Here is a 21,100-nt window from a genome sequence, read left to right on the forward strand (position 1 = left end):
CATGCTGCTAGATCCTCGTGCGCCGATCATGAGCTTGAAGCCGGTCTTCTCCGATGAGGCCGACTTCCGCTTGCTGAACGATTTTCAGCGCGATTTTCCGCTGATGACCCGGCCATTCGCCCGGATCGCGAATGATCTCGGCGTGACCGAGGCCGGCGTGCTGTCGCGGCTCACCAGCCTGCGTGAGGGCGGCACCGTGAGCCGGGTCGGCCCGGTGTTTTCGCCGCGACGCATTGGCGCGAGCACGCTGGCGGCGCTCAAAGCGCCCCCCGAACATCTCGAAGAAACGGCGGCGGTCGTCAGTGCCCACCCCGAAATCAACCACAACTATGCGCGTGAGCACGAGTGGAACCTGTGGTTTGTGGTGGCGGCGCCTGATGCGGTCGCGCTGGCCCGTGTCCTTCGTGAGATTCGCCGTGAAACCGGCTGCCCGGTCATCGCGCTGCCGCTGCGCGAGGAGTACCACATCGACCTCGGCTTCGATCTGGCAGGAAAGGGGCGAACCACCACCCAGGTGAGCTACGGGCCCGTGACGCCGGAGGTGCTGACCCCCTCCGAAGTGGCGATCATGCAGGTCTTGCAGTCCGGGCTGCCGCTGATCAGCCGGCCGTTTGCCAGTGTGGGCAATTCGGCCGGGGTGAGCGAGTCGGAGGTGCTGAGCACGGTGCGTGACTGGGTTGCCCGTGGCATCGTCAAGCGATTTGGCGTGGTGGTGCGCCACCACGAACTGGGCTATCGGGCGAACGCGATGTGCGTCTGGGATGTGCCGGATGATCAGACCAATGCACTGGGCGAACGCCTGGCGGCCGCCGATGGCGTCAATCTGTGCTACCGCCGGGCGCGCGCGGAGGGCTGGCCGTTCAACCTGTATTGCATGATTCACGGCCATGATCAGGCCGAGGTGCGCGAGCAGTTGGCGAAAATCGTCGCGCAATGTGAGCTGGCCGATTTCCCGTCCGAAGTCTTGTTTTCGACCCGCCGCTTCAAGCAGTGTGGGGCGCGATATGTTGCGGAGAAGTCGACGAATGACTGAACGCCAGGCTCCTGTCGCCCTGTCCGATCTGGATCGCAACATCATCAACGCCTTGCAGGGCGGCTTTCCGCTGACCGATACGCCGTATGCGGATGTCGCGGCGACCCTGGGTATTTCAGAAGCGGCGCTTCTCGATCGATTGAAGGAGATGCTCGAGACGCGGGTACTGACCCGTTTCGGCCCGATGTTTCAGGTCGAGCGCATGGGCGGCCGCTTTGTCCTGGCCGCCATGGCAGTGCCCGAGTCGCGCTTTGAAGCCGTCAATGCGCAGGTCAATGCCTTGCCCGAGGTGGCGCACAACTACCGCCGGGATCACGCCTTCAACATGTGGTTTGTGCTGGCAACTGAAACGCCCGGCGGCATCGACGCGGCCATTGCGCGGATCGAGGCCGAGACCGAACTGCCGGTGTACCCCTTCCCGAAGCTGAAGGAATACTTCGTCGAAATGAAGCTCAAGGCCTGAGAATGGAAGTCATTGATTCGATCGACCGCGCGCTGATTGTGGCCACCCAAGGCGGCTTGCCGCTGGTGAGTCGCCCCTATGACGCACTCGGCGAAACACTTGGCTTGCCGGCCAGCGAGGTGCAGGCGCGGATGGCGCGCTTGCTCGAGACCGGCGTGATTCGCCGCATGGGCGCCGTGCCCAATCACTACGCGCTGGGCTATGTAGCCAATGGCATGACGGTGTGGGATGTCGACGACGCACAGATCGATGCGCTGGGCGAGGCCGTTGGTCAGATGGCATGCGTGACGCACTGCTACAAACGGCCGCGTCATATGCCGGACTGGCCGTACAACCTGTTCGCCATGGTGCATGGCCATGATCGGGCCGAGGTGCTGGCGCAGGCCGAGCAGATCGCCGAGCGACTCGGCGCGGCCGTGCGCGCGCGGGACGTGTTGTTCAGTTCGAAGATTCTGAAGAAGACCGGCCTGCGTCTCGTCGGTTGAGACGGCAGGGCATTACGCGCCGTTAGCGGCGTAATGCCCCCATATTTCGGTGATTTGCTTGCGTTCGCTGACAAAGGCCTGAACGCATTCTTTGTCCAATTGCTTGCCTGCCATCGACTGGAGCAGCTCGAAAGCTTCGTCGAGCGACCAGCGCTGCTTGTAGGCACGCACATTGGTGAGCGCGTCAAAAATATCGGCCACCGTGATGATCCGCGTCTCCAGCGGAATCTGGTCGCCCGCGCGGCCCTCCGGGTAGCCGCTGCCGTCGATGTATTCGTGATGCCAGGCCACCACGGCCCGCAGCGCGTTGACGCGTGGGTTGCCCTCTAGCCGGAAGTCTTCGACCAGTCGGTCGATCAGTGCCGCGCCATTGGTGACATGCGCTTTCATGCGCTCGCGCTCGGCATCGTCAAATTTTCCGGGCTTGAGCAGGATTTCGTCCGGGATGCCGATCTTGCCGATGTCGTGCAGCGGCGCGTAAAGCGCGATCTCCTGGGCGAAGCCGTCGTCCAGTCCGTTGGCGCTGCCCATCACTTGGGCCAGCAGGCCGGCGTAGCCGCCGATGCGAAGCTGGTGCTGGCCGGTTTCGGTGTCTCGCATCAGGGTGAAATCGCGCGCGAAACGCACGGCGCCAAAGAGGCCGTGAATGGCGTCGATTTCGTGCACCAGCAAACTGGCCATCAAAGGCGCCCAGCTGGCCAGCTCGGTCAGTTTGGCTTCGGGGGTCTCGAAGCCCGCGCGCTGCATGATCATCAGCGCGCCAAGGCGTTCGGCGTTTCGGATCAGTGGCAGGCAGAGCAGGGGTTTGCAGGTGTCTTCGGCGATCCAGCGGACCAGCGGGTCGGTCATCGCCGGCGAGCGCACAAGGGCATTGCGGCTCAGGCACTGGTGTAGCGTGGGGCTGTCGATGACATGCGAGAGCTCGTTCTCGCCCGGCGTTTTACGCCGGCCCATCGAGTCGACGCTGGCGGTAATGCGGGTTGCGTTGTCGCCCAACCAGATCACCGCCAGCCGGCATGGATGAGGCAGGCGTTCGACCAGTGTGCGCTGCAGCGGCACGAGCAGATCGGGGAGCGCGTTCTGGACGAAGGCGTCAAGCAGCGTGCTATCGATGTGGTCGATGGGCGACAGGCGCCGTGAATCCATGATGGGGGGGAGTCCCGTGTTGCGAATACGTCTTGTTGAGTTTTCAGCACGGTAGCACCAATGCGGGCTTCTGACCATGCGGTTGACCGCAATCAACGCAGGCGAATGGGGGGCGGGCAAGAATGGCCGAAGCCCGAAATTGGAGTCCCACCGATGTTCCGACTGTCGCAATACATGCATGAACTTGAGCACCCCACGCCCGTGGGGCCGCGTCGTGACCTGCCCGGTCCGGTGGTGATCTGGAACCTGATCCGGCGCTGCAACCTGACCTGCAAGCACTGCTACTCGATCTCCGCCGACACCAATTTTCCGGGCGAGCTCAACACCCAGGACGTCTTTTCGGTCATGGACAACCTCAAGGCCTACCGGGTGCCGGTGCTGATCTTGTCGGGCGGCGAGCCCTTGCTGCGGCCCGATATTTTCGAGATCTCGCGCCGATCCAAGGCGATGGGTTTTTATACCGCGCTGTCGTCGAACGGCACCTTGATTACGGATGAGAACATCGATCAGATCGCCGAGATCGATTACGACTACGTTGGCGTCAGCCTGGATGGCATCCGCGATACTCACGACGAATTCCGCCGCATGAAAGGCGCGTTCGAGGCGTCGCTGGCGGGTATCCGCCTGTGCCGCGATCGCGGTCTTAAAGTTGGCGTGCGCTTCACCATGACACAGGACAATGCGGCCGATCTGCCCGCCTTGCTGCAACTGGTGGCCGACGAGGGCATCGATCGATTCTATTTTTCCCATCTGAACTACGCGGGGCGCGGCAACAAGAACCGCAAGGACGACGCCCAGCATCAGCTCACCCGCTGGGCGATGGATCTGTTGTTCGAGACCTGCCTGGACGACGTCAAAACCGGCCGCGTGCGCGAGTTCACTACGGGCAACAACGATGCCGACGGCGTGTACTTTTACCAATGGGTGGCGCGTCGCTTCCCCGACAAGGCCGAGCACATTCGTGCCAAGCTGGTGCAGTGGGGCGGCAATGCCAGTGGCGTCAATGTGGCCAACATTGACAACCTCGGCAATGTGCACCCCGACACCATGTGGTGGCACCACACCATTGGCAATGTGCGCAAGCGGCCGTTTTCGGAGATCTGGTCCGACACCTCCGACCCGCTCATGGCCGGCCTCAAGGCCCGCCCGCGGCAGGTCAAGGGGCGTTGCGGCGCCTGTACGCATTTCGATATCTGCGGCGGCAATACCCGCGTGCGCGCCCAGCAAACGAGTGGCGATCCGTGGGAAGAGGATCCCGCCTGCTATCTGGACGACGCCGAAATCGGTGTGAATCCGGATGATGCCGTTCGCCCGCGGCTGACCGTTACGCCCTTTGAGCGCCGTCGCGCCTGAGTTCGCCATGCATACCTTGATTCACGTAATCATCCTGCTCGGGGTGTCGCTATTCGTCAGCCATGCATCGGCGGCGCCCGCCGATGCGACGGCCCTGTTTGCCCAGCATTGCGCCAGCTGTCATGGTGTGGACCGCCTCGGTGCGATGGGGCCGGCGCTGCTGCCGGACAATCTCTCGCGCTTGCGCAAGAAGGCGGCGCGCGAGGTGGTGGTCAATGGCCGCACCGCGACGCAAATGCCGGCTTTTGGCGCGGCGCTCGACGATGCACAGATCGACGCCCTGGTGGCCTTGATCTACCAGCCGACCCCGACCCCGCCCAAGTGGGGCGTCGAACAGATCGTGGCCTCGCGCATCGTGCACACCGATGCCGCCGCATTGCCGGCCAAGGCGAAGTTCGACGCCGACCTGATGAATCTGTTCATCGTCGTCGAGGCGGGCGACCATCATGTGTCGATTCTGGATGGCGACAAGCTCGAGCGCATCCACCGCTTCCCCTCGCGTTTCGCCTTGCACGGCGGACCCAAGTTCAGCCCCGAGGGGCGGTTTGTGTATTTCGCCTCGCGTGATGGCTGGGTGTCGAAGTACGACATCTGGAACCTGACGCTGGTGGCCGAAGTGCGCGCCGGGATCAATACGCGCAACCTGGCTGTCTCGTCCGACGGCAAGGTGGTGGCGGTGGCCAACTATCTGCCGCACTCGCTGGTCTTGCTCGATAGCGACCTGAACATGATCAAGGTGATGGACGTGACCGACAGGGAAGGAAAGACGTCGTCCCGCGTGTCGGCCGTCTATGACGCCGCGCCGCGCAAGAGCTTCGTGGCCGCGCTCAAGGATGTGCCCGAGGTGTGGGAGATCAGCTACGACCCGACCGTCGAGGACATCCCCGTCGGCCTGATTCATGACTTCAAATACAAGGAAGGCGCTTTCCTGCGCGGCTATCTGAATCCGCGCCGCACACCGCTGGCCGACATCCTGGACGACTTTTTCTTCACGCAGGATTACTCCGAGCTGATTGGCGCCACCCGCGTGGGCAAAAAGGGGCAGGTGGTTCATCTCGACGTGCGCAAGAAAATTGCCGACCTGGATCTGGGGGGCATGCCGCATCTGGGCTCTGGCATCACCTGGGAGTGGCAGGGGCGCACGGTGATGGCCTCTCCCAACCTGGAGGACGGGAAGATCACGGTGATCGACGTGAAGGACTGGTCGGTGGTCAAGGAGATCAAGACGCTCGGCCCCGGGTTCTTCATGCGCAGCCATGAAAATTCGCGCTATGCCTGGACGGATTCGATGATGAGCCCGACCGCGCGTGACACCTTGCAGGTGATCGACAAGGAAACCCTCGAGGTGGTCGCGCAACTCAAGCCGGAACCCGGCAAGACGCTGGCGCACATCGAGTTCACCCGCGACGGGCGTTACGCCATTGCCAGTTTGTGGGAAGACGATGGCGCCTTGATTGTCTATGACGCTGTCACGCTTAAGGAGGTCAAGCGGCTGCCGGCCCGTCGGCCGGTGGGCAAGTACAACCTCCACAACAAAATCACACGTTCGTCAGGGACAAGCCACTGAGCGAGATGGTTTGCAAGTCTTTGTGCTAAAAGGTTTTTGAGGTTTGCCGGCGGTCTTTGGCCCGCCGGCATTCTCGCATGGCGCTGTCTTGTGTGATGTGATTCACGCCTTGTTTTTCAGGGCTCGGGTATTGTTCAGTCCGTATCAGGTTTCTTCCGCGCCTCGCCTCATGCGAGGGCAGGGTGGACCGGAGAGGACGAATCATGCTCAAAGTGTTCAGCCACTATTTTCCCGCGACGACCTTGTACCAAATCATCTTCGATGCGTTCCTGCTGTTTGCGGGCGTCGTTGTTGCCATTGTGTTGCAACCCGATGTCGGCATCGAGTCGTGGCGTATGATTCTGCCGTCGGCGCTGCTCTTTGCGATCACCATGATCGTGCTTAACACCATCACCGGTTTCTACCGGCCTGTCGCGGGTCGGCAGTTGAAGGATGTGTTGGCGCGCGTTCTGGTCGGCGTGATCGTGAGTATTCCTGTGGCCTATGGCGTGTTTCGCGTGTTGCCGTGGGGCGAATTCGCTTCCGAGGCCGCCGAAGTGTCTGTGATCCTCTTGCTGGGGTTGATCTTGGTGATGCGCGGGTTTGCCAATCGTGGGCGTCTTGGTGCTTTCATGTCGCGTCGGGTGTTGGTCCTGGGGACCGGAAGCGAGGCCGAGTCGGTCGAGCGGGTGCTGCGCGATCCGGCGTCCCGAGGACTCAAATTCGTGGGTTTCTTGCCCACCGGTGATGATGATGATCGGGCGGTCGCGCCTGACCTGATTCTGAGCAATCGTGGCGCGGTGGTCGATGTGGTTGATCAGCTTGGGGTGAATGAGGTCATTGTTGCGGTGCGTGAGCGTCGCGGCGGCGTGCTGCCCCTGCGTGAGCTGCTCGACTGCAAGATGCGTGGCGTCAAGGTCTACGACTTGTCGACCTTCTATGAGCGCGTGCGCGGTCAGGTGCGTATCGACGCGCTCAAAGCCAGCTGGCTGATTTTTGGCGACGGCTTTCGTCAGGGCTTTTTTCGCTCGCTGGTCAAGCGGTGCTTTGATCTGGCCGCATCCCTGGTGTTGTTGATCCTGGCTGTGCCGGTGATGCTGCTGACCGCCTTGCTTATTTTGCTCGAAGACGGCGGGCCGGTGTTCTATCGCCAGCTGCGCGTCGGGCAGAATGGCCGCCAGTTCAAGGTGATCAAGTTTCGCAGCATGGGCACCGACGCTGAAAAGGATGGCAAGCCGCGCTGGGCGCAGTCGAACGACAATCGGGTGACCCGCGTCGGCCGTCTGATCCGCAAGCTGCGTATCGATGAGTTGCCGCAGTTGTTCAACGTTTTTCTGGGTGAAATGAGCCTGGTCGGACCCCGCCCCGAGCGGCCGTTCTTTGTCGATCAGCTCACCGCAGAGATCCCGTTTTACGCCGTGCGTCACTGCGTAAAGCCTGGGGTGACCGGCTGGGCCCAGGTTCGCTATCAGTACGGCGCATCGGTGGATGATGCCGTGCAAAAACTCCAGTACGATCTGTATTACGTCAAAAACCACACCCTGTTGCTGGACATTGTTGTGCTGGCCGAAACGGTGCGTGTGGTGCTTACCGGCGAAGGTGCGCAGTAGGGCGCATCTGACTCTTCCGGCCGGATCTGTGGCCAAGGTGATTCGAGATGCTTGAACTGACGAGCGTGGCAGTCTGGGGCTATGCCCTCGCTGCCGCGGCGTTCGGGCTGTTCGGCGTGTATCTCGCGGCGGCCTGGCGTGGGCAGGGGGCGGGTGGTCGCTTGTTGCTGGCGGTCGGGGTCAGTGCGCTCTGGTGTGTTGCCAATGCCGCCATGATTTCCGGCCTCGCCTTTGCGGGCGCCGCCGCCGTGTTGCTGGCGGTGGCACGCGACGCCGCCTGGCTCGCGTTCGTGGTCGGGCTGATCCATCAGATCGATGGCAGTCGCCGCGCCTGGCCCGCGCGGGTGGCCATTGCCGTGATCGCGCTGCGTCTGCTGACAGCACTGATGACCGTGCTGGACCTGTCTTGGCCGATTGACCCTCAGCGCGCCCTGATTTTCCTCCACCTTGTCGCGGCGGTGTATGCGCTGGTGTTGGTCGAGCAGCTCTATCGCTTGTTGCCGTCAGCGTCGCGCTGGGGGCTCAAGCCATTTTGCCTGGCCATGGCCGCGTCCGCGGTCTTCGACCTCTATCTGTATGCCGATGCCTTCCTGTTTGGCGCCATTGATCGCGACATCTGGAGTATTCGCGGCCTGGCCCATGCGCTGGTCTTGCCACTGATTGCCATTTCGGCATCGCGGGTGCCGGGTTGGGCGATCCGGCTGTCGGTGTCGCGGGAGATGGTGTTTCATTCGACGGCCCTGGCGGCGTCCGGTCTGTATCTGCTGCTGGTGGCCGCGGCGGGCTACTACGTGCGCTATTTTGGCGGCGACTGGGGGCGGGCACTTCAGGTCACGCTCTTTTTTGCCGCCTTGCTGCTGTTGGGTGTCGTCGCCGTGTCGGGCACGCAGCGCGCACGGCTGCGGGTCTGGCTCAACAAGCATTTGTTTCCCTATCGCTACGACTATCGGATTGAGTGGCTGAAATTCACCCGTGCCCTATCGACCCACGGGGACCACCAGGATCTTGGCCAGACGACGATTCGTGCGTTGGCGGATCTGGTGGAGAGTTCGGGCGGGGGCTTGTGGCTTGACGACGGGCAGGGGCGGTTCGTGATGCGGGCCCGGCTCAATATGGGTGAGTCTTCGATTGAGGAGTCGGCCGACGGGCCGCTGTGCCGCTTCCTGGCTGACGAGGGCTGGGTCTTCAATCTCGAAGAGTATCGAATGCGTCCCAAGACCTACGGCGAGCTGACCCCGCCACGCTGGCTGTCAGAGCTGGATGACGGCTGGCTTGTGGTGCCACTGACCGCGGGCGAAACATTGATCGGGTTTGTTGTGTTGCTGGCTCCGCGTACGCCCGTCGACATCAACTGGGAAGTGCTCGATTTGCTCAAGAGTGCCCAGCGTCAGGCGGCGAGCTATCTGGCCCGGATGCAGGCGGCCGAAGCCTTGATCGAGGCGCGTAAGTTCGATGCCTTCAATCGGATGTCGGCGTTTGTGGTGCATGACCTGAAAAACCTGGTCGCCCAGATGTCGTTGATGCTCAAGAACGCCGAGCGTCACAAGGACAACCCTGAATTTCAGGCCGACATGCTCGAAACCGTGGCGCACGTTGAGCAGAAGATGCGCGACTTGATGCAGCAACTTCAGAAAAAGACCGCAATCGAACGCGACCGGCAAGTTGATCTGGGGCAGCTGCTGGAGCGGATCCGGAAGCAGAGAGCGCATCTTCAGCCGGCCGTGTCGGTCCGTGTCGAAGCGCCCGCCATTCAGGTGCGCGCGAATGCCGAACGGCTTGAGCGTGTCGTGGGGCATATCGTGCAAAATGCCCTCGACGCGACCGGCGACGATGGTATGGTAACGGCATGTCTTCGTCGTCTCGACGAGACCCAGGCACTGATCGAGGTCAGGGATACCGGATGCGGCATGTCGCCTGAGTTCATGCGCGACCAGCTGTTTCGGCCATTCCAGACCACCAAGGCGAGCGGCATGGGCATCGGCGTTTTCGAGGCGCGACAATACGTGCGAGAGCTGGGCGGCGACATCCGTGTTGAAAGTACGCCCGGCGTTGGTACCACGATGCAACTCACACTCCCGACACAGCCGCGGCCAGATGCCGACGCTGTGGCGCTTGCTCACTCAGACTCTGAACCATGACCGAGAAACAACGCACCCTGATGGTGGTTGAAGATGACCCGGCGCTGCAAAAGCAGATGCGCTGGGCGTTTGGCGATTATGAAACCGTACTGGCCAGTGACCGTGAAAGTGCCCTTGCGCAGTTGCGGCGGTATGAGCCGCCCGTCGTGACCATGGACCTGGGATTGCCGCCGGATCCGGACGGCGTGAGTGAGGGGTTTCAGTTGCTGCAGGAAATGCTGACCCTGGCGCCGGACACCAAAGTTGTTGTGCTCACCGGGCAGCATGACCGCGAAAATGCGGTCCGCGCGATTGGCATGGGCGCCTACGATTTTTTTGCCAAACCGTTTGAGCCGGAGTTTCTTACGCTGACGATCGATCGGGCGTTCCGGCTTTACGATCTGCAGCGCGAGAATGTTCGCCTGCAAGAAGAACTGGGCTCGGCATTGAGCGGCATGCTCACACGCGACCCCGGTATGCTGAAAGTTTGCCGTACCGTCGAAAAGGTGGCGTCGGCCAACAACGTGACGGTGGCCTTGTTCGGCGAAAGCGGCACCGGCAAGGAGGTCATTGCCCGGGGCCTGCATGCCTTGTCGTCGCGCGCCAAGCAGCGTTTCGTTGCCATCAATTGCGCTGCGATTCCGGATGCCCTGCTCGAAGCCGAGTTGTTTGGCCACGAGAAAGGCGCCTTCACGGGGGCGATCAAGCAAACGCAGGGCAAGATCGAAACGGCCGACAAGGGGACGCTGTTCCTCGATGAAATCGGCGATCTGCCGATGCCCTTGCAGGCAAAGTTGTTGCGTTTCTTGCAGGAGCGCGTCATCGAGCGAATCGGCGGGCGTAGCGAAATTCCGGTGGATGTGCGCGTTGTGTGTGCGACGCACCAGGACCTCAAACGCTTGATCGAAGCGGGCCGGTTCCGCGAGGATCTCTATTATCGACTGGCCGAGATCGTGATCGACATTCCGCCGCTGCGTGATCGTCCGGGCGATGCGAGCTTGCTGGCGCATGCTTTTGTCCAGCGCTTTGCCGAAGAAAATGGTCGGGGCAGCATGCGTCTGACCGATGACGCGATCGCAGCGATTGAAGCGCAACCGTGGCCGGGCAATGTGCGCGAACTGGAAAACTGCGTGAAGCGGGCCGTGATCATGGCGGACGGCAATCGTGTGGCCGCCGATGATCTGGGGCTGGAGGCGGTCGAAGATGACCTGAATGTGTTGAATTTGCGCCAGGTGCGCGAAGCGGCCGAGCGTTCGGCGGTCACCAAGGTGTTGTCGCGCGTCAATGGAAATATTGCACGTGCAGCAGAGGTGCTCGGCGTCAGCCGGCCGACGCTGTACGACCTGATGAACCGATACGGAATCAAGAAGGAGGCCTGATCGTGCCTTTAGCGCTTAACCAGTCTCGCCGTGTCCGGCCCAGCCGGTTGATGACCTTGTTGCTGACCGCTGCCTTGTTGGCCGGGTGCGGAAGCAATCCCGATGAAATGGTCGCTTCGGCGCGTGACTACCTTGAGAAAAACGATGCCAGCGCGGCCGTCATCCAGCTCAAGAATGCCTTGCAGGAAAAGCCGGATTTTCCCGAGGCGCGCTATTTGCTGGGTAAGGTCTACTACGCGCAGGACGACATGGCGGGGGCGGTCAAGGAGCTGCAGCTTGCCCTCCGCCTGGGCTACGACGAATCACAGGTGGCGCCCATGCTGGCGCGGGCGCTGGTGCGCCAGGGGCAGCGTGAGGAAGTGATCCGAACCTACACCGGCACGGCGCTGAAAGATCCCAAGGCGCTGTCGGATCTGCTGACGGTCTTGGGGGATGCGCGGATTGGCGTCAACCGCGACGAGGCCGCACGCGACTACAACGAAGCGCTGAAGGCCAATCCGGATAACGCGCTGGCCAGCGTCGGCCTGGTCCGGGTGCTCGCCCTGGACGCCAAGTATGACGAGGCACTCAAGGCCATCGAAGCCGTGCTGGCCAAGGCGCCGGAGGTGCCCGAGGCGCATGCGACACAGGCCGAGATTCTGTTTGCGCGCCGGCAACTCGATGAGGGTCTGGCGGCACTGAAAAAGGCCATCGCGCTCAAGCCCAAAGACGCCAACTATCGCTTCGCCCTGGTGAATACGCTGCTCCAGACGCAGCGCGTAGATGAGGGCAAGGCGCAACTGGCCGAGATGAAGACGGCCATCGGTGCGTCACCGGTGGTGACCTACCTGCAGGCCTATGTCGATTTTCTGGAAGACCGCCTCCCCGCGGCTCGGGACGGCATTCAGGAGGTGATCAAGTTGGCGCCGGAGTATCTGCCGGGCCGCCTGCTCGCCGGCTCCATCTTCTACCGGCTGGACGATCAGCTCCTGGCCCAGGTGAACCTCAACAAAGTGCTCGCGGCCAACCACGCCAACCCGGTCGCCCGGCGTCTGCTGGTGATGTCCTATCTGGCACAACGCGATGGCACGCGGGCCATCGAAGCCTTGCAGCCCTTGCTTGAGTCACACGGACATGTTTCTGAAGTGTTGACCCTGGCCGGGCAGGCCTACCTGCTCGCCGGCGATTTCGAACGCTCATCCGCTTATTTCGCCAAACAGGTGGACAAACAACCGGACGACGCCCGCGCACGCACCCGGCTCGGGATCAGCCGGCTTGCCGGCGGCGAAGTGCAGGAAGGTTTGAAGGACCTGGGCAAGGCCAGCGACCTGGACAGCACCGGCGGGTATGCCGACTTCGCACGCGTCACCGCGCTGTTGCGTGAGCGCAAGTTCGACGAGGCCTTGAGTGCGCAGGCAACGCTTGAAAAAAAGATGCCGGACAATCCGCTGGCAAAGAACCTCCGCGGTGGCATTTTGCTGGGCAAGGGCGATCTCCCCGGCGCGCGCAAGGCGTTTGAAGAAGCGCTCGCGATTCAGCCGGACTTTTTGCCAGCCGCCACCAACTTGGCGCGGCTCGATTTCCGTGACGGCAAGATCGATGCCGCGCGTGCCATTTACAAGCGGATTATCGAAAAGTCACCGACACGTGCTGATGTTTACCTCGCGTCGGCGGAACTGGAGAAGGCCGCTGGCGGCAGCTTCGAGACCATCGAAGCGCTGCTGCGCAAAGCCGTGAGCAATGCGCCGACCTTGTTGGTGCCCAAACTGCAACTTGCCGATTTTCTGCTGCGCAGTCAGCGCAAGACGGAAGCGCTGGTTGTTGCGCGTGAAGCCGCGACGCTTTCGCCTGAACACCCGACGGTGCTCAAGCTGCTCGGACATACCCAGATCGCCAATGGCGACGTCCAGCAGGCGGTGTCGGCATTCCAGAAACGCGCGTCGCTTGAGCCGGAAAATGCCGAGGCGTTCATGGATCTCGGGCGCGCGCAGTTCATGAACCAGGACCCCAAGAGTGCTGAAGCGAACTTGCGGCGCTCACTGGCCTTGCGCCAGGATTTGTACGAAGTGCAGCGCGTCCTGATTTCCATTCTGATTGACGACAAGCGCTTCGACGAGGCGCTGAGCATGTCGCGCGATCTTCAGAAGCAACTGCCGGCGTCGGGCCTGGGGTACATCTTCGAGGGCGATGTTCACGTCTCCAGGAATGACTGGAAGGCGTCTCTGCCGCTGTTCCGCAAGGCGCATGCGCTGACGCCCAATTCGCAGACGGCCGTCAAATTGCACGCTGCACTGGTGCGCACAGAGAACGGCAAGGAGGCCGACAAGCTGGCCGATAGCTGGCTCAAGGCGAATCCCAACGATACGCCGATGACCGCGTATGTTGCCGAGCACGACCTGACGCAAGGGCGCTTGGTAACGGCCTACGCGCTATACAAAAAACTCAACGAGATGGCGCCGGACAAGCCCTTGGTGCTGAACAATCTGGCGTGGATCGCGAGTCAGAACAAAGACCCGAAAGCGATGGAGTTTGGCCGACGCGCGCTTGAGTTGGCACCGGAGAATCCAGCGATTCTGGATACCGTCGGGATGATCGAAGTAGAGAGCGGCAGCGTCGAGGCCGGCGTCAAGAAGCTTGAGAAGGCCAGCAAGCTCGCGCCGAAGGCGGCGATGATTTCCTTGAATCTCGCCAAAGCGTATATCAAGGCGGGGCGCAAGGAAGATGCGCGTACCGTGTTGAACGCATTGACGGGAGAGTTCCCGGTCGGCAATCGATTCTACGAAGAGGCGAATACGCTTCGGAAAACACTTTGAGCCATAATTTAATACTTGCTATTGAAGGAATACATTCGTGACCACCGTTGCCGTGATTGGGCTGGGCTATGTCGGATTGCCGCTGGCCGTTGAGTTTGGCAAGAAGTTCAAGACGCTGGGTTTTGACCTGTCCAAGGAGAAAGTCGCGGCGTATCGCGACTTCCGCGATCCGACCGGCGAGGTCAGCACCGAGGATCTGCGTGCTGCCAGTCAGCTGAGCTGCCATTCTGATCCGTCCGTGATCGCCGAGGCCGACTTCATCGTCGTGGCCGTGCCGACCCCGGTCGATGCCGCACGCCAGCCGGATCTCACGCCGCTCGAGAAGTCATCGGCGTCGGTCGGCAAGTACCTCAAGAAAGGTGCGATCGTGGTGTATGAAAGCACGGTCTATCCGGGCGCCACCGAAGAGGTCTGCATTCCCATTCTCGAGCAGACCTCGGGGCTCAAGTGGAAGCAGGACTTTTTCGTCGGCTACTCGCCGGAGCGGATCAACCCGGGTGACAAGGAACGCACGGTCACCAAGATCGTCAAGGTGGTGTCGGGCGATACGCCCGAGACGCTCGAAAAGGTGAAGGAAATTTACGGTGCGGTGATTACCGCCGGCGTCTATCCGGCCGCCACCATCAAGGTGGCCGAAGCCGCCAAGGTCATCGAGAACACCCAGCGCGACCTGAACATTGCCTTGATCAACGAACTGGCCGTGATTTTCCATGAGGTCGGTATCGACACGCTCGACGTGCTTGAAGCAGCCGGCACCAAGTGGAACTTCCTGCCTTTCCGTCCCGGTCTGGTGGGGGGGCACTGCATTGGCGTGGATCCCTACTACCTGACCCACAAGGCGGAAATGCTCGGTCTGCACCCCGAGGTGATCCGGGCCGGGCGGCGCATCAACGATGGTATGGGCAAGTATGTGGCCGAGCAGGCCGTCAAGCAGATGATCCAGGCCGGCCACTCGATCAAGGGTTGCAAGGTGATCGTGCTGGGGCTGACCTTCAAGGAGAACTGCCCCGATCTGCGCAACAGCAAGGTCATCGACGTGATCCGCGAGCTGCAGAGTTTTGGCTGCGATGTGGTGGTGCACGACCCGGTGGCCGAGGCCGCCGAAGCCATGCATGAATACGGCGTCACGCTGGTGGACTGGGCCGACCTGCCCCGTGCGCAGGCCATGGTGGCCACGGTCTCGCACCGCGAGTACTCGGAGATGCCGCTGTCGACGTTGACCGGCGTGCTTGAAGACAAGGGCGTGTTCATCGACGTCAAGTCGGCCTTCGATCGCAAGGCGCTGGCCGATGCCGGCCTGCGCGTCTGGCGCCTCTGAGGCATGTGGCGATGTGGCGCGCTCTCGTTCTGTGTGGTTCCCTGCTATCGCTGAGCAGCGCGGTGCAGGCGGCCACGGGCGAGCCGCCACTGACGCCGGCGCAGCTGGCGGCACTCAGTCAGCACGCGGGCTATCTCCACGAGGCCGGCCTGGCGTTTGAGCATGGCGAAGGCGTGCCGCGGGAGCCTGAGCGCGCCGCGGCGTGTTATTGCGAATCGGCCCGCCAGGGCAACCCCGAGGGCATGTATGCCTTGGGCTGGATGTATGCCAACGGGCGAGGTGTGGCGCGTGACGACGCCTATGCCGGCACCTTGTTCGCCATGGCCTCGATGCTGTCCCACCCCCAAGCCGAGCGCATGTTGCGTTACACCGGCCCTTATACCGGGGCGGTACCCGAGTGTCTGCATGCCCCCGCCTGGGAGCAGGACGAGGGCTTGGTCGGCCGATTGATGGCCCGCCTGCCTGCTGACCGCCACGCCATCATCTTGCAGGTCGCGCGTACCGCGCCGGAGTTCGGCGTGGATGCCCGTTTTGCGCTGGCCATTGCTTCGACCGAGTCGGCGTTCAATCCACTGGCCTTGTCACCGCGCAATGCCATGGGCGTGATGCAGCTGATCCCCGATACGGCTGCGCGTTTCAATGTGCGCAACGCCTATGATCCGGCACAGAACATCCGCGGCGGGCTGGCCTATCTGCGTTGGTTGCTGGCTTATTTTCGGGGCGAGGTGCGCTTGGTCGCCGCCGCCTACAACGCGGGTGAGGGCGCCGTCGAGCGCTATCAAGGCGTACCGCCGTTCCCTGAGACTCAGGCTTACGTGACGCGAATTCAAGCCTATTTCAGCGAACAGACGCACCCATACGACGCGAGTGTGGTTGAATCGTCTGCAGTCATGGCGCCCTTGTTCATGGCTGATCGATAAGGGAGCACGCCCATGAGCCGCTGGCTCTGTTTTGCCGTTTCGGCGCTGATGATGCTCGTCAGCGTGTCGGTACGCGCCGATTTGCCGGCGACCGTCTCGCGCGTCAAGCCGTCCATTGTTGCTGTTGGTACGTATGAACCGACCCGTAGTCCGGCCTTCCGTTTTTTGGGCACGGGCTTTGTCGTCGGTGACGGACTGACCGTGGCCACCAATGCGCATGTGTTGCCCGCGAGTGTTGACGCCAACCGGCGAGAAACCCTGGCGGTGGCTATTCCGCTGGGTGACAAGGTGAACGTGCGCTCGGCGGAGAAGCTGCGCTCTGACCCCGCGCATGATCTGGCGACCTTGCGGATCGTCGGCCCGGCCTTGCCGGTGCTGGTGCTGTCGTCGGGCGAGGCCGAAGAGGGGCAGTCGGTGGCGTTTACCGGTTTTCCGATTGGCAGCGCCCTGGGGCTCAAGCCGGCTACGCACCGCGGCATTGTATCGGCGATCACGCCGATCAGCATTCCGCGGGGCAATGCCCGCGAGCTCAACGCGCGGCAGATCCGCAGCCTGGGCAATGATCCGTTTTCGGTCTATCAACTGGATGCGACCGCGTATCCGGGTAACAGTGGCAGCCCCTTGTTCGACCCCGTGTCGGGCGCGGTGCTGGGTGTGCTCAACATGGTTTTCGTGAAGGACACCAAGGAAAACGTGTTGAGCAAGCCGTCCGGGATCAGCTATGCGATCCCGGTCCGGTATCTGAACGACTTGCTTTACTGAGCCTGCTGAGGCCCCTGGTGCTCAGCGGCGGTAGTAGCCCACCGCCACCAGTGTGTCGCCCACCGTCTTGAAGTAGGTGTGCTTGGTTTCCACCTTGCCACTGACCGGGTTGCGCCAGGCGTATTCCGTTTCGCCGTCCTGCGCCTTTCTGGCGATCTCGGCCATCCGACGCACGATGTGATGCCCGTCCGGGCCGGTCAGTTCATAGCTGTTGGTGCCCACCAGCGAGGGCGTGGCGCCGTGGGCGAGAAAGATGCCGTCGGCCAGGCGCACGACAAAGACATACAGGTCGTCGCGGATGAAGGGGCCGTTCAGACGCTGGAAGTGTTCCAGCGCGGCCGCCGGATTGGCGGCCATGGCGGTCACCGCGTCGCGCAGGAGTACTTTGGCCTGCATGGCGGTGGCGCGCGGCGGATAGTAGCCCGCGGCGACGATGACATCGCCAACCGCCCGGAACACGGCCACCTTGGGCTCGCCTCGGGCGTCGGCCGGATTGAACCAGCGGTACTCCACCCGGCCTGCGCCAAAAGCCTTGGCCTGTTCGATGATTTCGCGAAAAAAGGGTTTGCCGTTCAGGTCGACCTCGTTCAGCACATTCTGCCCCACCAGGGCCGCCGAGCCGCCACCGCTGGCCAGGAAGCTGCCGTCGGTTTTCAGCGCATAGGCGTAGAGATCACGGTCGATGAATGCCGGCCCGTGATTGAAGGCGGCCGTGCCGGCTGCGCCGGTGGCTTCGATATGGGCGACGGCGCGGTCGAGGAGCGCCATGGCGCGTCGCTCGACGCTGGTGCCGTGCAGCACCTCGCGTGTCGGCGTGTCGGCCATGGCCGCGGAGGCGCCCAGCGCGAGTGCGCAGCTAATGGCCATCAGCGCTGAATGAAGGGACTGGCGCACGATTGAGAGCATGGTGTTTCTCCCTGAACGTGCGCTCGCGGGGCCCCCGGAGCGCACTGAAATAAGTGCATGGCGCGGTCAGGTCTGGGTAAGGCCCGGCCGCGCCACGCGGGTCAATATCCCACCAGGCTCGGTAGCCAGAGGGACAGCTGCGGGACATAGGCGATGAGGAAGATCGCGATCACCGAGACGAAGACGAAGGGGTGAATGCGCGAGACAATGGACTCGATGCTGGAGCCGCCGATGCCGGACGCGACAAACAGGTTCTCGCCCAGCGGCGGCGTCATGAAGCCGACCGACAGGGTGCAGATGACGACGATGCCCACATGCGTCGGGTCGACGCCAATGGTGTACATCACCGGCAGCAGCACGGGCACCAGGATCATGATGGCGGCCAGCGTTTCCATGAACATGCCGACGAACATCAGGAAGACGATGATCATGGCCCAGATCAGGTAGAGGTTGTCGGTGAAGCTGAGCATGGACTCGGCGATGATCGCCGGGATGCGTTGCTCGACCAGCAGCCGGCCGAACACCGTGGCGGTGAACAGGATCAGCAGCACGCGGCCGGTAATCCAGGTGGTGGTTCTCAGCGAATTGAGCAGCGCCGGGAATTTCAACTCCCGGTGCAGGGCGATGCCGACGAACAGCGTGTAGAAAATGGCGACGATGGCCGACTCGGTCGGTGTGAACATGCCGGTGTAGATGCCGCCCAGAATGATGATTGGTGCAAGCACAGACCAGAAGCCTCGACGAAGCGATGTGCGGACTTCGCCAAAATTCCATTTGTCGGTCAGCCCGACGTAGCCGTGCTTCTTAGAGGTCATGTAATTGACGATCAGCAGGCTGCCGGCCATGACGATGCCCGGAATCACGCCTGCGATGAACAGCTTCGGAATCGAGATCGAGGCAAATTCACCATGCTTGGCGATGGCTTCCGGCGGCGGCGCCAGGCCGAGTGCCGCGATGCCGAAAATCACCATCGGAATCGAGGGCGGGATGATGATGCCCAAGCCGCCCGAGGCGGCTGTGACGGCCGAGGCATAGGGCCGGTCATAGCCGCGCTTGGTCATGGCCGGGATCATCAGCATGCCGACCGCGGCGGTGGTGGCCGGTCCCGAGCCCGAGATGGCACCGAAGAACAGGCAGGCCAGCACGGTGGCCGCGCCCAGGCCGCCGGTGATCGGGCCGGCGAGGTTTTCGGCGATGTCGACCAGGCGTTTCGAAATGCCGGCCGCTTCCATCAAGGCGCCCGCCAGCACAAAGGCCGGTAGCGCCATGAGCGGAAAGCTGCCGACCGAGGTAAAGGCGATCTGCACAAAGGCGATCGGGTTCTTTTCCACCACCATGAAGGTGGCCAGCGCTGCGCCGCCGAGTGCGATGGTGATCGGCGCGCCCAGCAGCATCAGGAAGAAGAAGCTGCCGAACAGGATCTCTACGATATAGGCTTCCATGACTGTCTCTCTGCGGTGGGCCGCTTTATTGTTGTGCTGTGGCGCTGTGCTTGAGCTTCTCGATCTCTTCAGTCTCCGGATCCACCAGATTCACGCCCTTGACCAGGGTGAGGTAGTTGTTCCAGAGAATGCGGATCGACATCAGCGTGAAAGCGATCGGCAGGATCATGTAGAAGTACTTCATCGGCAGCCCGAGGGTCTGCGACTTCCAGAACAGGTTCATCTTCTTGAACACGAAGATGTAGCTCAGATAGACGAAGTACAGGTTGAAGCACACCCACAGCAGGTCGGCCAGGGCCATGCACACCTTGCGCACGATGGGCGGGGTGAAGTTGAACTGGAAGGTCACCCGGTTGTGGGCCGACATCTTGGCCGCCACGGTGGCGCCCAGGTAGGCGAACCAGACAAACATATAGGTGGCCAACTCTTCGCCCCAGGGCAGGGAATACTGAAAGAACTGACGCAGCAGAATCTGCACGAACAGCAGGACCACGAAGCAAGCCAGCAGGGCTTCTGCCAGATACTCCTCGATGTTGCCAAGCAGATTGAGGATGAATTTCTTGATGGACATGGCAGGCTCCACGGGGTCGTGAATACGCGAATGCGTCGATCGATTCGGTCGGTGGCGCCGCCGGGGCGTTGGCTCCCGGCGGGCAACCAGGCCGGGGCGGGCGCCCCGGCGATCGATGCTTATCGGCCGAGGCTCTTCAGTGCCTGGTCGAGTTTTGCCTTACCGCCGATGCTCTCATAGAACTTCGGCCAGACGGCCTTGGTGGCCTTTTCGATGAACTCTTTTTCGCCATCGGCGGCATCGCTGATCTGCATGCCTTTGGCGGCCAGGTCCTTCTTGATCTTGTCTTCGGTCTCAAGCAGGTACTTGTAGCTGTGCTCGGTCGCTTCCATGCCGGCTTCCAGAATGGCTTTCTGCACTTCCGGCTTCTGGTCCTGGAACACCGACTCACTCACGATCAGCGGCTCGAGCGAGAACAGGTAGCGCACGTTGGTGATGTACTTCTGCACCTCGTTGAACTTCATCGCAGACACGGTGATGTAGGGGTTGTCCTGACCATCGACTACGCCTTGCTGCAGGGCGGTGAAGGTTTCGGACCAGGCCATCGGCGTCGGGTTGATGCCCCAGGCCTGATAGGTGGCGATCATGATCTCGTTCTTCGGGACGCGAATGACCATGCCTTTCAGGTCGGCGACGGTGGTCACCGGCTTCTTCGAGTTGGTCAGCACGCGGAAGCCCGAGTACGCCCAGCCAACGATACGCACACCGGCGTCGCGGATGGTGTTTTCGGTCAGTTCTTTGCCGAGCGGGCCCTGGGTCAGTTTCTTCGCGTCTTCTGCGCTCTGGATCACATAGGGCAGGGTCAGCACGCCAACGGTCGGCGAGAACGGGGTGACGTTGTTGATGGCCAGCACCGAGAAATCCAGCGTACCGAGCGCGGCGTTGTTGACGGTGTTCTGCTCATCGCCCAACTGGCCGTTGGGGAACAGATCTACGGTGTGCTTGCCGGCGGCCTTCTTCTCGAACAGGGTTTTGAAGGTCTGGCCCAGTTCCCACTGCGTGCCGCCCGCGGCATCGCCGAGGGCCATCTTGAACTTTGCGGCCATCACGCCCGGTGCGGCGGCCAGCAGGCCGGCGGTGATCAGGGGCAGCAATACGGTTTTCTTGATGTTCATGTTTGTCTCCTGCAAGGGTCTGAGTATTGTCTGTTGCGTTGTGCTTGTGTTGCTTCGCTACGGGGTCTGAATGCCTTTTCCGCTGCGGTGGCCGCGCGGTGTAGTTTTGTTCGGGTGGTGCCAGGATCTCCTTGTGAGGGGG

General features: G+C 62.1%; 17 protein-coding genes. 12 read left to right on the top strand and 5 right to left on the bottom strand.

Annotated features, from left to right (window positions below; genetic code table 11):
* Positions 1-28: 28 nt before the first annotated feature.
* Genes ahbB (FHP89_RS18985) through ahbB (FHP89_RS18995) form a run of 3 tightly spaced genes read left to right on the top strand, consistent with a single transcriptional unit; the run spans position 29 to position 1,981 of the window.
* The gene (ahbB, locus tag FHP89_RS18985; protein WP_144179402.1) at positions 29-1,033 is read left to right on the top strand and encodes a siroheme decarboxylase subunit beta; all 1,005 of its coding nucleotides are present in this window, start codon (positions 29-31) and stop codon (positions 1,031-1,033) included.
* Complete coding sequence (locus FHP89_RS18990; RefSeq protein WP_260851674.1) at positions 1,026-1,496, top strand: Lrp/AsnC family transcriptional regulator; 471 nt, start codon at positions 1,026-1,028, stop codon at positions 1,494-1,496. Before ahbB (FHP89_RS18985) ends, FHP89_RS18990 begins: the two co-directional genes overlap by 8 nt.
* Positions 1,497-1,498: 2 nt before the next feature.
* Positions 1,499-1,981 (top strand): siroheme decarboxylase subunit beta, encoded by a 483-nt coding sequence (ahbB, locus tag FHP89_RS18995; protein ID WP_144179376.1) that lies wholly within the window; start codon positions 1,499-1,501, stop codon positions 1,979-1,981.
* Between the two features lie 12 nt (positions 1,982-1,993).
* On the opposite strand, the gene FHP89_RS19000 is transcribed toward ahbB (FHP89_RS18995), so the two are convergent.
* Complete coding sequence (locus FHP89_RS19000; RefSeq protein WP_186300381.1) at positions 1,994-3,127, bottom strand: HD-GYP domain-containing protein; 1,134 nt, start codon at positions 3,125-3,127, stop codon at positions 1,994-1,996.
* A gap of 153 nt (positions 3,128-3,280) precedes the next feature.
* Between FHP89_RS19000 and nirJ the strand changes: the two genes are divergently transcribed.
* The 9 genes from nirJ (at position 3,281) to FHP89_RS19045 (ending at position 16,924) form a co-directional block, all read left to right on the top strand.
* Positions 3,281-4,480, top strand: coding sequence for a heme d1 biosynthesis radical SAM protein NirJ (nirJ, locus tag FHP89_RS19005; protein ID WP_144179378.1), 1,200 nt, complete (start codon positions 3,281-3,283; stop codon positions 4,478-4,480).
* A 7-nt stretch (positions 4,481-4,487) separates the two neighbouring features.
* Entirely contained in the window at positions 4,488-6,047 is a 1,560-nt protein-coding gene (locus FHP89_RS19010; RefSeq protein ID WP_144179379.1) for a nitrite reductase, read from the top strand.
* A 203-nt stretch (positions 6,048-6,250) separates the two neighbouring features.
* Entirely contained in the window at positions 6,251-7,636 is a 1,386-nt protein-coding gene (locus tag FHP89_RS19015; protein ID WP_144179380.1) for a TIGR03013 family XrtA/PEP-CTERM system glycosyltransferase, read from the top strand.
* Positions 7,637-7,683: 47 nt separating this feature from the next.
* Positions 7,684-9,774 (top strand): XrtA/PEP-CTERM system histidine kinase PrsK, encoded by a 2,091-nt coding sequence (prsK, locus tag FHP89_RS19020; RefSeq protein ID WP_260851675.1) that lies wholly within the window; start codon positions 7,684-7,686, stop codon positions 9,772-9,774.
* Complete coding sequence (prsR, locus tag FHP89_RS19025; protein WP_186300382.1) at positions 9,771-11,132, top strand: PEP-CTERM-box response regulator transcription factor; 1,362 nt, start codon at positions 9,771-9,773, stop codon at positions 11,130-11,132. The genes prsK and prsR overlap by 4 nt, the downstream gene beginning before the upstream one ends.
* A gap of 2 nt (positions 11,133-11,134) precedes the next feature.
* On the top strand, positions 11,135-13,924 hold the full coding sequence (gene prsT, locus FHP89_RS19030) for an XrtA/PEP-CTERM system TPR-repeat protein PrsT (RefSeq protein ID WP_144179381.1): 2,790 nt from the start codon (positions 11,135-11,137) through the stop codon (positions 13,922-13,924).
* Positions 13,925-13,961: 37 nt separating this feature from the next.
* Positions 13,962-15,242: a nucleotide sugar dehydrogenase gene (locus tag FHP89_RS19035; RefSeq protein ID WP_144179382.1), complete on the top strand. Its 1,281-nt coding sequence runs from the start codon at positions 13,962-13,964 to the stop codon at positions 15,240-15,242.
* A gap of 11 nt (positions 15,243-15,253) precedes the next feature.
* Positions 15,254-16,162 carry a transglycosylase SLT domain-containing protein gene (locus FHP89_RS19040; RefSeq protein ID WP_144179383.1) on the top strand — a complete coding sequence of 303 codons (909 nt, stop codon included), beginning with the start codon at positions 15,254-15,256 and terminating at the stop codon, positions 16,160-16,162.
* A gap of 12 nt (positions 16,163-16,174) precedes the next feature.
* Entirely contained in the window at positions 16,175-16,924 is a 750-nt protein-coding gene (locus tag FHP89_RS19045; protein ID WP_144179384.1) for a S1 family peptidase, read from the top strand.
* A gap of 21 nt (positions 16,925-16,945) precedes the next feature.
* Here FHP89_RS19045 and FHP89_RS19050 read toward each other — a convergent pair whose 3' ends face one another.
* The 4 genes from FHP89_RS19050 to FHP89_RS19065 form a co-directional block, all read right to left on the bottom strand.
* Complete coding sequence (locus tag FHP89_RS19050; protein ID WP_260851676.1) at positions 16,946-17,830, bottom strand: cache domain-containing protein; 885 nt, start codon at positions 17,828-17,830, stop codon at positions 16,946-16,948.
* Positions 17,831-17,931: 101 nt separating this feature from the next.
* Complete coding sequence (locus tag FHP89_RS19055) at positions 17,932-19,272, bottom strand: TRAP transporter large permease (RefSeq protein WP_144179385.1); 1,341 nt, start codon at positions 19,270-19,272, stop codon at positions 17,932-17,934.
* Positions 19,273-19,297: 25 nt separating this feature from the next.
* On the bottom strand, positions 19,298-19,843 hold the full coding sequence (locus tag FHP89_RS19060) for a TRAP transporter small permease (protein ID WP_144179386.1): 546 nt from the start codon (positions 19,841-19,843) through the stop codon (positions 19,298-19,300).
* A 119-nt stretch (positions 19,844-19,962) separates the two neighbouring features.
* The gene (locus tag FHP89_RS19065; protein ID WP_144179387.1) at positions 19,963-20,958 is read right to left on the bottom strand and encodes a TRAP transporter substrate-binding protein; all 996 of its coding nucleotides are present in this window, start codon (positions 20,956-20,958) and stop codon (positions 19,963-19,965) included.
* Positions 20,959-21,100: the final 142 nt, after the last annotated feature.

The organism is Denitromonas ohlonensis, from assembly GCF_007625205.1.
In the GTDB taxonomy this organism is placed as follows: domain Bacteria; phylum Pseudomonadota; class Gammaproteobacteria; order Burkholderiales; family Rhodocyclaceae; genus Nitrogeniibacter; species Nitrogeniibacter ohlonensis.

Bases quoted from the DNA above. Each gene is read 5' to 3' on its own strand.
- ahbB (WP_144179402.1), top strand. From the start codon at position 29: ATGAGCTTGAAGCCGGTCTTCTCCGATGAGGCCGACTTCCGCTTGCTG.
- FHP89_RS18990 (WP_260851674.1), top strand. From the start codon at position 1,026: ATGACTGAACGCCAGGCTCCTGTCGCCCTGTCCGATCTGGATCGCAAC.
- ahbB (WP_144179376.1), top strand. From the start codon at position 1,499: ATGGAAGTCATTGATTCGATCGACCGCGCGCTGATTGTGGCCACCCAA.
- FHP89_RS19000 (WP_186300381.1), bottom strand. From the start codon at position 3,127: ATGGATTCACGGCGCCTGTCGCCCATCGACCACATCGATAGCACGCTG.
- nirJ (WP_144179378.1), top strand. From the start codon at position 3,281: ATGTTCCGACTGTCGCAATACATGCATGAACTTGAGCACCCCACGCCC.
- FHP89_RS19010 (WP_144179379.1), top strand. From the start codon at position 4,488: ATGCATACCTTGATTCACGTAATCATCCTGCTCGGGGTGTCGCTATTC.
- FHP89_RS19015 (WP_144179380.1), top strand. From the start codon at position 6,251: ATGCTCAAAGTGTTCAGCCACTATTTTCCCGCGACGACCTTGTACCAA.
- prsK (WP_260851675.1), top strand. From the start codon at position 7,684: ATGCTTGAACTGACGAGCGTGGCAGTCTGGGGCTATGCCCTCGCTGCC.
- prsR (WP_186300382.1), top strand. From the start codon at position 9,771: ATGACCGAGAAACAACGCACCCTGATGGTGGTTGAAGATGACCCGGCG.
- FHP89_RS19040 (WP_144179383.1), top strand. From the start codon at position 15,254: ATGTGGCGCGCTCTCGTTCTGTGTGGTTCCCTGCTATCGCTGAGCAGC.
- FHP89_RS19045 (WP_144179384.1), top strand. From the start codon at position 16,175: ATGAGCCGCTGGCTCTGTTTTGCCGTTTCGGCGCTGATGATGCTCGTC.
- FHP89_RS19050 (WP_260851676.1), bottom strand. From the start codon at position 17,830: ATGCTCTCAATCGTGCGCCAGTCCCTTCATTCAGCGCTGATGGCCATT.
- FHP89_RS19055 (WP_144179385.1), bottom strand. From the start codon at position 19,272: ATGGAAGCCTATATCGTAGAGATCCTGTTCGGCAGCTTCTTCTTCCTG.
- FHP89_RS19060 (WP_144179386.1), bottom strand. From the start codon at position 19,843: ATGTCCATCAAGAAATTCATCCTCAATCTGCTTGGCAACATCGAGGAG.
- FHP89_RS19065 (WP_144179387.1), bottom strand. From the start codon at position 20,958: ATGAACATCAAGAAAACCGTATTGCTGCCCCTGATCACCGCCGGCCTG.